Consider the following 8,304-nt stretch of genomic DNA (forward strand, 5'->3'; position numbering starts at 1 on the left):
ACGACCAACATCCCGCGCAAGCCTCCCGTTCGAGCCGGAAGGCAGTGTGGATGACTTGTCCTGGGGTCCCGTTTGGACGCCGATTACCCCAAAAACGGGGTCCTTATTCCACGCCTAATCACACAGCGCATCAGAGGGCCATCCGGCAGCAGGATCTGGACCTGCAGCCAATCGGCGGCCGGCACGAGTTCCGGGATGGTGCTGTCTGGGGTCGGTGTGTCGAACAGACCGGCCACATAGGTGCGGGGCGGGACCGACCGACATGCCCCGAGATGGGTCGCGAGCCCACCCCTGACACCCAGAAAGCCGTTGCTGATGGCAAACCGGGTCTCGAAGGTGCTCTCGCGCAGGAGCTCGTACCCGGTCTCCTGCAGGAGCCAGGCCTGGTTGGCGGTGGGCGTCAGCGCCTGTTCCATGGTGTCCGAGATCATCATGCCGCTGCCCCGGACGGCTGCTGTCGGGTGAGTTCGTCGATGCGAAGTTCGTCCAGGCTGGTGACCACGCGGTCGGCCCCCGCTGCCCGAAGCCCCTCGGCGTCGTCGAGTCTGGCGATCCCGATCGCCATCATGCGGCCGGCCCGCGCCGCCCGGACGCCCGCGGGCGCATCCTCGAACACGATGCACCTCGCCGGCTCAACCCGCAGTTCGGAGGCAGCGATCAGGAAGATCTCGGGATCGGGTTTGCCGTGCCGCAGGTCTCGTCCGCAGACCTTGACCGCGAAGGCGTCGAGCAGCGTTCGGCGCTCGTCGAGCAGCACTCTGCGCATCATCCCCTCGGCGTTCTTCGAGGCGGAGGCTGCCGCCATGGGCCAGCCGCAAGCGGTCAGGGTTCGGACGAACCGAAGCGCGTCGGGGAAGGCCGCCACGCCTTCCGCCGCAATGATCCTGTCGAGGCAGCCCTGCTTGGCTGCGGCATAGCCGGCTGCCAGACCCGCGGGCTCGGGCAGGCCCAGCGCGGTAAGGGCGGCGCGGGCCCCGTCGAGCCGGGACTTCCCGGCGACTTGGGCCTGATACAGAGCGGTGGTGAAGCGCGACGGATCGGCGAAGCCATGAAGCGCCTCGCGCCACGCGCGCTCGTGCGGAGAGGCAAGCAGGACACCGTCGACATCGAAGATGCATGCCTTGGCGGTCGGAGAACCTGTATCGGACGGCGCTCCGAACCCCTTCACCTCGTGCCTCCCGTGATGGGCAAGTCGGCTGACATCGCGCTGTTGCCCCGACGGCACCACTGCGTCGGCAGGATCCCACGCCGCCGCGGCCGTGGAGCGGATGCACCGCGCCGAATGCCGTCATGACCTCTTGCAAGAAGAGACCGTGCTCCAGGTCAGCTTGGTTTGATTTGGATCAAGCCGAGAAAGCCAGCGGTCTTGGACTCAGGATGGATCCGAGAAGGAAATGGCTGCGGATCTGAGGCGACGCAGGCCGTGGTCATGCTCCATGACGGGTGGCCGGGCGACGGCCAACAAGAGAAGCCCAGTGCGGGAAGAAGGCCGGCACATCCCGCATGTACGCTGCGTAGGCCTCGCCGAACTGCGCGAGCGCTTCGCGCTCCTCGTTCCGCGCGAGCCGGACGTACATGACCACGAGAAAGGGGAACATCGCTAGGGTCAGCAAGGTCGGCCACTGAACAAGGAAGCCCAGCAGCACCAGCACGAACCCAGCGTACTGAGGATGACGGACGTAGGCGTAGCTCCCGGCCATGGCGAGTCGGCCTTCCCGCTGGGCAGCGTAGAGAGTCTTCCAGGCGGCCGAGATCAGCCAGAACCCGGCGATGATGAGTGCATAGCTGAGGACGTGGAACGGCCCAAAGTGCGGATTGATCTTCCAGCCGAACAGCATCTCCAACAGGTGCCCGGCATCGTGCGAGAACCAGTCGACGCCCGGATAGTAGCTCTGCAGCCAGCCCGACAGCACATAGATGGTCAGCGGGAAGCCGTACATCTCGGCGAAGAGGGCCACCACGAAGGCGCTGAAAGCTCCGAACGAGCGCCAGTCCCGCGGCGTACTCGGCTTGAAGAAGCTGAAGGCGAACAGGAGGAAGATGCCGGCATTGAAAAGCGCGAAGCCCCAGAAGCCGTAACCGGAGGTGGTCTCGTGCATGTCCCAGCTCCCGATCTGGGCAAGCCCAGCCCATCGTCGGCAAGAACTGGCACCGGGGCCCCTGACCGGCCTTGATCTGCCTCAAGGCGGGGCGGCAAGCGCGTAGCCATGCTCCTGGCGCGTGAACCTCGCCTCACCAGGAGGCCGCCATGGCCACGATCACCACCGACCGGGCGCCATCATCCCTTCAGACGCGCCTGACTTCGCCGATGAACCTCGTCGCCACGGGCTGGGCCCTCACCTGCGCACTCGTCGGTCTGTTCATCCTCTGCGATGTCCTCGCCTATGTCTGGCCGACCTCGGCGCTCGCCCACGGTTGGATCCGGCTTTTCGCGACCGAGCCCGACAACATCGCGCGGACCCTCGTCGAGGGCGTGCTCGGCAACGCGGTGGCCGCCTGGATCGCGGCACTGCTGTTCGTGCCCGTCTACAACCGACTGGCCGGGCGCTGAGCACGCTGAGCCGCTACCTCAGGAGCACGTCATGAACACGACGCCGCTTGCTCCCCCGCCAGCCCCAGGAGCACGGCGGCCGGCCCTGTTGGGCACGCCGCTGGGCTGGATCCTGTCCCTGGGGCTCGCAGCCCTGGGCGCCTACCTGCTGGCGTACCACCTGAACCATGTGGCGCTGGCATTGCCCTACCTGCTCCTCATGGCCTGTCCGCTGATGCATCTGTTCGGTCACGGAGGCCACGGCCACGGGCATGGCGGGCATCGAGCTCAGGCTTCCGAACGGGCCCCTCGTGAATCCTCACCGCCATGAGCGGGGAGCGGAAGCGTGGGGCCAACAGGGCCAGCGGCACCGGCATAATGGCGACGTGACAGCTCCTTGGCCTTCCTATTAGGGGAAGCCCCATCTGGTCGGGAACGGTGAGGGTGGTCTGAGCCTAGTTTCGCGTTGGGTGTCTCGCCACAATGGAGGCGCACCACCGCGCCAAGGCGCTAAGATGACATCGAAGGGGGCATTGGCGAAGCAGAAACAATAAAGAGTAAGTATGGAAATTTCGATCAAGGCAATGGTCGAGCCTGCAGCTGGAGCGATGAGCTTGAATTTTTGACTTGGATCAATACTAACGGTGGTGTATGACCGAAGCTGTCCGGCAGCTTGATTTCGAAAAAGCATGGGAGGCGAGCATGAAGCGTGAATTTAGTCATGTACTTGCTGCGCTGGCAGTCATCGGGGTGAGTCAACTGGGGGCGCCGGATGGCCGAGCAGCTTGGGTTGATAATGTCCCGGGGCATCATCGTGTCTGGCTCAAACAGGTCGATCCGAGTTTCGACGCTTGGCGGTCCGACGCCGAACGGCCCTGGATCGCCGCGGTCGTGCGGCAGGTGGACGCCTCCGGTCAGGCGCTCGTGATTCAGCACGGACCATCGCGGAAACCGCGGATGAAAGCGATGACGATGCGTCTTCCGGTCCGCGGGACGTTCCACCTGCCGATGCTCAAGCCGGGCGACCGCGTCCAGATCAGGGCCGCGGAGAATGCCGGCCGTGTCGAGATCGTTGACCTGCAGATGGCCCACTGAGATCCATTCGGCCGGCCTGACGACTGTCTGCACGACGTGCCGGCTGTCATCAGACTGCGGGTGGCGTCCCGGCGAAGGCCGTAGAGGTCCTCGCTGCCCAGGTCGGGGGATCGAGCCAGGCCGGCTCGCACGCCGCCCCCGTTTCCTTCTCCAACGCGGCGCGCCCGGCGTGCAGCACCTTGCGGAGGTAACCCTGGGAGAACGCCCTGCGGAGTTCGTCCAGGACCTCGGGCTCCGAGCGCTTGGCATGCGCGAAGCGGACGTTCCCCTAATTGGCCAACGTCCACCGCTCGGGGCCTTGGCCTGCAGGACGTCCTCGCCCGCGAGGTCGACCAGGGTCACCGACAGCGGCGCGACGCCCGTCATCGCCTCGGCGAGAACGGCATTGAGGTAGGACCAGTCCGACCGGAAGCCGACGACGAGCAGGTCCTTCTCGCGCAGGTTCGCCGCCATCCAGGTCTTGGTCTTGGCGATGCGCGCGGCGATCACGGCGTCCTCGGTGAGCTGCGAGGCCGTCCAGACCGTGGCACGCCGTTCGCGCACCGAGCATCCATGAAACTTGAGCAAGGGCGCGTGCTTGCGGGCCCGCACGGTCGCCTCGTCGCCGTCGAGCGAGGCGGCGAGGTCGAACCCGTAATCCTGTGCGCGGCGCTCGATCAGGTTGTCGTAGTTCGCCGATACGGCGCCGGCAGCCATGCGCGTGATCAGGAAGTCCGCCACCGCCGCGTGGCCGGCGTTCGGCGGCCTGACGAAACTCTCCCAGGGAACGAGGGCCTCGATGAAGACCGAGCCGAGGGTGTCGTCCCTCGCGAAGATCTCCGCCAAGGCTTCCAGGTCGCCGCGCAACCCCGGCGGGCACGCGGGGTCGATGCTCATGACGTACCGGTCGTAGCAACTGGTGGCCACGGACCAGGCCGACGGTAGGGAACTCGGCGGCGCCATCGACAATCCGGCACCGCAGAGTATGACGAGGCGCCCCGCTTCCATGGAGGCGAGCAATCGCGCACGAACCGCCGCGTCCAACCCGTTCCCCCCCTCGCCTCGCGAACCTTTACGGTGGCGTAGACCGAGATCACACTCAGGGTAAAGTAAGGCGACCCAGCTTCTCTCGCCCATACCGCAAGCGCATCGAACCGTCGGCCCGGAAAGTCGCGCCGGCGTAGGTTGCGCGCTGTCGTCTCGGCGACAAGGTTTCAGGCCGCCTGTTCCGGGCCGGGGCGGCTGACGGGTCTGGCGAGACAGGTCCGAGGCGCGGGCCCGCATGGCTTCTCTGGGCAAGGCCCGGCGGCTGTCACCCTCAAGGCAGCGTCGGCTGCACCTCGCGCTGGACCTTGGCGGGCAAGTCGTACAACTCTCCCGTCAGGGCGATGAACTCGCCCTAGCCACCGTAGCTGGGGTGGCGGACCCGCTCGGCCGTCATGCCCGAATCCGCCAGGGCCGCCTCGGCGTCCCTCCCGATGGCGACCATGGTGCGAGGGCGCGGTTCCGAGACCGGCCATTCGAGGAGGTGGGGGAAGCCTGCCGTTCGAGACGGGTGTGGCAGCGATTGGACAGCGGGCCGCCGGAGGCGTACGGGTGGAGCGGGAAGACATTCCAGAGGAAGACCGGGCGCCGCAGGTGCCGGAGGACCTGCCAGGTCACCGTCGCGGTGCGCTCGGCCACCGCCGGCCCCCGGGCGGCCCGCGAGAGCGGCAACTGCCCGTGGAGGCCGGCATGCGCGGGGAGGTGGGCCTCGTCCGTGAGCGCCAGGCCCGTGCGCCGCCCGCCGCGATACCCGAGGTCGCGCGCTATCCAGATCGGATCGACGCCTCCCGCGAGGGCCGCCTCCGGAACGAGCCGCAGGTTCTCCCTCCGGATCTGCGGGGCGTCGGCCCCGTCGTGATCCGGACAGGCCTCGGCGTAGGGGTTAAACGCGTCACGGAAGCGAAGCGCCGCCAGGGCATCGATGAAGGCGGCCGGTGTCATGTCGGCAGGTTCGCGACCGCAGGCCGGGCCGGGGCTTCCTGGGGCGACCGGCGAACGGCCTGCCTGACAGCTAGGAGCCTGTCCGAGTAACGGGGTTTGAAGCCTGGTAGAGGGGGCAAGACGGGAGCCAATGAGGGCGGACCAGCGGCTTCAGCGGCCTGACTGTGCCAGCTTCAGCAGGTTGTGGGCGGTGCAGATCATCGCCCACTCGCCCCGGACCTGATCGAGCCCTCTCATCAGGAACTGTCGGAAGCCTCGGGCCTGCTTGATCTGTCCGAACACCGGCTCGACGACCTGCTTTCTAAGACGGTACCGACTGCGGCGCCCAGCCCGCTTCAGGCGGGCGGCCATCGCGCTCATCAACGGCATCTTGGTCAGCCTCCGGCGGCCGGCTGCGTCCGCCTCGCCATGACGCGCCCGGCCCGGAGCGAGGTAGCCCGTGATGCGGCGCTCCTTCAGCGCGGCGAGGTTCGCCTCGTTGGCGAAGCCGGCATCGCCCGAGACCTCCCGCGGCTTGCGCCCAAGGTGGGCGCGGAGCCCGTCTACAAGCGGCACGAGCGCGCGGTGATCGGCCGAGTTGGTCACGAGCTGATACGCGACGATCACCTGATGCGCCGCGTCGACTGCGACCTGGCCGTTGTAGCCCTGTACGAAGCCATCACGCGTGGGCAGGATCCGGCTGTCTGGGTCGGTGAAGTTGCGCTGCGCCCGGTCGGGCGGACTGCCGTCTTCGCCGCGTAGTGGCCGGCCCTGCCAACGCATGCCCGACGAGGCGCCCGGCCCGCTCTCGTCCTCGGGATCGGGCGGATCAGCCGCCTCCGCCTCCAGCGCGGCCTTGGCGGCGCGGATTGCTTCCAGCCGCCGCTGCTTGTCGGCCATCCAGTCCGGGGTCTCGTCGCCCCGACGGCTGGCACCGTGAGCCTGATCCTCCGCTGCGTCAGCCTCGCCCGCGCGATCCAACCAGGCTTGGACCTCAGCAGTCAGGGCCGGCTCGGCCGTCTTCATCCGGCCGTAGCTCATGGCTTTGTGGCGCGAGGCGTTCGCCTTCAGCTTGGTCCCGTCCACCGCCACGTGAGCGAACTCGACGAGACCCGCCGCCCGACATAGGCGCAGCACCTGCACGAACAGGTCGGACAGGGCCACGAGGTGGCGCTTGCGGAAGTCGGCGATGGTGCGGAAATCCGGTCGATTCAGGCCGGTCACGGCCATGACGTCGACCCGCTCCTCACAGGCGCGGGCGAGCTGGCGCGAGGAGTACAGGCCGCGGCTGTAGCCGTAGAGCAGGAGCGCTACCATCATGCCGGGATGGTAGGGCGGGTATCCGCGCTCCTCTGTGTAGGTGTCGAGGATGGCCGAGAGGTCCAGCGCCTCTCGCACCGTATCGCGGACGAAGTGCGCCATGTGCCCAGGCGGCACGAACTCGTGCAGCGAGGGCGGCAGCAGCCAGCCCTGATCGACGTCCCACGCGCGAAACACCTTGGCCATGAGCCGAGTGAATCATCCTCCCGATCCGCCGTCGAGGGAATTACTCGGACAGGCTCCTAGCCGCTTCGCCGACCGTTACCGCACCTGCGGCGGCTTCGTGATCCCGGCCGCTCAAGCCTTGTTGGTGAACCGCGCGGAGGCGGCCTTGCCGCCGACCTTGAGCGAAACCGTTGCCACGACCTGGCCACTCGCCGCGACGGGCAGCTTGCCCTGCACGCTGTTGGAGCCGGCCGGGCTGAGGTCGATCTTGTAGCTCTTGCCGCCGACGAGCACCGTTGCGGTGCCCGAGACCTGGGCCGCCGGAACGGGCTTGCGCATCTCGTCCAGGACGTAGACGGTGACGTCGGTGTCCTTCACCACGAGTTCCAGCCAGAGCTCCTGGGCCTCCTGCACGAGGCCGCCGTGCGCGGCCTTGGGTGCCTCGCCATGGGCGAGGGCAGAACCGGATGCGAGGCTGAGGGCAAGAACCAACGGAATCGCGAAGAGCTTCATCGTGCTTTCCTCGTAACAAGCCAGAAATCGGTGGTAAACGCGTCTTCGGCGCGGTTTTCTAGGTTCCATGTCGCCCGAACAGGGAGGGGTGAAGACTGCGATCCCGTTCCACAACTGCCTCGAACAAGGCGTCGTAGGCCGTGGCCGCGCGCCGCGGGGAGAAGTCAGCCGCGCGCCGCCGGCGTCTCTCAGCGTCGCCCGGATCTTCCAAGACGGCTTCGATAGCCTCGGCCATCTTCGTGGCGTCGCCGACCGGAACGATAACCCCAAGCGCCGGGTCGAGCAGGATCTCGCGCGGCCCGTCGCAATCCGTCGCGACGACCGGCATGCCGTGGGCCAGGGCCTCAACCACGGCAAGACCGAAGGCCTCGACGCGTGAGGACAGAACGAGGCAACTCGCCTCCGCAAAGGCCGGCCAGGGTTCCATGACGTAGCCGCGAAGCTCGACCTGGCCGGACAGGCCGAGGCGGTCGATCTCGGCTTCGAGACGCGCATACTCGACCCCCTCGCCGAGGATGACCAACCGCGCGCCCGGTTGTCGTACCTTGGCGAAGGCGTGCAGGAGGGTCTGATGATCCTTCGCATGATCCAGACGACCCACAGAAAGAATAACCTGTCAAAAAGCGTTGGAACGGGACCCCGGATCGGCGTGCAATGGGGACCCCTTCGCAAGCTCGGCACGGTGCGGCTGAGCTGATCCGAAGCCCAGCTTTGGCGTCGTAGGTTCTGGCCTCAGG

10 protein-coding genes and 1 pseudogene are annotated in these 8,304 nt (G+C 67.3%); 3 read left to right on the forward strand and 8 right to left on the reverse strand.

Going from position 1 to position 8,304, the window contains the following annotated elements; all coding sequences use genetic code 11:
- Positions 1–83 precede the first annotated feature (83 nt).
- From ACP56T_RS21595 to ACP56T_RS21605, 3 genes are all read right to left on the reverse strand, one after another.
- Complete coding sequence (locus ACP56T_RS21595) at positions 84–434, reverse strand: hypothetical protein (protein WP_430914082.1); 351 nt, start codon at positions 432–434, stop codon at positions 84–86.
- Positions 431–1,168: an HAD family hydrolase gene (locus ACP56T_RS21600; RefSeq protein WP_430914083.1), complete on the reverse strand. Its 738-nt coding sequence runs from the start codon at positions 1,166–1,168 to the stop codon at positions 431–433. The genes ACP56T_RS21595 and ACP56T_RS21600 overlap by 4 nt, the downstream gene beginning before the upstream one ends.
- Positions 1,169–1,427: 259 nt before the next feature.
- Positions 1,428–2,099, reverse strand: a complete 672-nt coding sequence (locus ACP56T_RS21605) for a methyltransferase family protein (RefSeq protein ID WP_430914084.1) — start codon at positions 2,097–2,099, stop codon at positions 1,428–1,430.
- A gap of 149 nt (positions 2,100–2,248) precedes the next feature.
- On the opposite strand from ACP56T_RS21605, the gene ACP56T_RS21610 reads away from it, so the two are divergent.
- The 3 genes from ACP56T_RS21610 (at position 2,249) to ACP56T_RS21620 (ending at position 3,625) form a co-directional block, all read left to right on the forward strand.
- Positions 2,249–2,551 carry a hypothetical protein gene (locus ACP56T_RS21610; protein ID WP_430914085.1) on the forward strand — a complete coding sequence of 101 codons (303 nt, stop codon included), beginning with the start codon at positions 2,249–2,251 and terminating at the stop codon, positions 2,549–2,551.
- A gap of 31 nt (positions 2,552–2,582) precedes the next feature.
- Entirely contained in the window at positions 2,583–2,861 is a 279-nt protein-coding gene (locus tag ACP56T_RS21615) for a DUF2933 domain-containing protein (protein WP_430914086.1), read from the forward strand.
- Between the two features lie 371 nt (positions 2,862–3,232).
- Complete coding sequence (locus tag ACP56T_RS21620) at positions 3,233–3,625, forward strand: copper-binding protein (protein WP_430914090.1); 393 nt, start codon at positions 3,233–3,235, stop codon at positions 3,623–3,625.
- 423 nt (positions 3,626–4,048) lie between these two features.
- On the opposite strand, the pseudogene ACP56T_RS21625 reads toward ACP56T_RS21620, so the two are convergent.
- From ACP56T_RS21625 to ACP56T_RS21645, 5 genes and pseudogenes are all read right to left on the reverse strand, one after another.
- A pseudogene (locus ACP56T_RS21625) lies at positions 4,049–4,888 on the reverse strand (SIR2 family protein); the annotation flags it as partial.
- 153 nt (positions 4,889–5,041) lie between these two features.
- A complete protein-coding gene (locus tag ACP56T_RS21630; RefSeq protein ID WP_430914087.1) occupies positions 5,042–5,590 on the reverse strand; it encodes a uracil-DNA glycosylase family protein in 549 nt (182 codons plus the stop codon).
- A 150-nt stretch (positions 5,591–5,740) separates the two neighbouring features.
- Positions 5,741–7,075 (reverse strand): IS1182 family transposase, encoded by a 1,335-nt coding sequence (locus ACP56T_RS21635; protein ID WP_430914088.1) that lies wholly within the window; start codon positions 7,073–7,075, stop codon positions 5,741–5,743.
- A gap of 111 nt (positions 7,076–7,186) precedes the next feature.
- Positions 7,187–7,567: an adenylosuccinate synthase gene (locus tag ACP56T_RS21640; RefSeq protein WP_066923919.1), complete on the reverse strand. Its 381-nt coding sequence runs from the start codon at positions 7,565–7,567 to the stop codon at positions 7,187–7,189.
- Between the two features lie 58 nt (positions 7,568–7,625).
- On the reverse strand, positions 7,626–8,168 hold the full coding sequence (locus ACP56T_RS21645; protein ID WP_430914089.1) for a glycosyltransferase: 543 nt from the start codon (positions 8,166–8,168) through the stop codon (positions 7,626–7,628).
- Positions 8,169–8,304: the final 136 nt, after the last annotated feature.

The organism is Methylobacterium endophyticum, assembly GCF_050591105.1.
Classification (GTDB): domain Bacteria; phylum Pseudomonadota; class Alphaproteobacteria; order Rhizobiales; family Beijerinckiaceae; genus Methylobacterium.

Coding starts and splice junctions, on each gene's coding strand:
- ACP56T_RS21640 (WP_066923919.1), bottom strand. CDS start 7,567: ATGAAGCTCTTCGCGATTCCGTTGGTTCTTGCCCTCAGCCTCGCATCC.
- ACP56T_RS21605 (WP_430914084.1), bottom strand. CDS start 2,099: ATGCACGAGACCACCTCCGGTTACGGCTTCTGGGGCTTCGCGCTTTTC.
- ACP56T_RS21635 (WP_430914088.1), bottom strand. CDS start 7,075: ATGGCCAAGGTGTTTCGCGCGTGGGACGTCGATCAGGGCTGGCTGCTG.
- ACP56T_RS21595 (WP_430914082.1), bottom strand. CDS start 434: ATGATGATCTCGGACACCATGGAACAGGCGCTGACGCCCACCGCCAAC.
- ACP56T_RS21610 (WP_430914085.1), top strand. CDS start 2,249: ATGGCCACGATCACCACCGACCGGGCGCCATCATCCCTTCAGACGCGC.
- ACP56T_RS21615 (WP_430914086.1), top strand. CDS start 2,583: ATGAACACGACGCCGCTTGCTCCCCCGCCAGCCCCAGGAGCACGGCGG.
- ACP56T_RS21630 (WP_430914087.1), bottom strand. CDS start 5,590: ATGACACCGGCCGCCTTCATCGATGCCCTGGCGGCGCTTCGCTTCCGT.
- ACP56T_RS21620 (WP_430914090.1), top strand. CDS start 3,233: ATGAAGCGTGAATTTAGTCATGTACTTGCTGCGCTGGCAGTCATCGGG.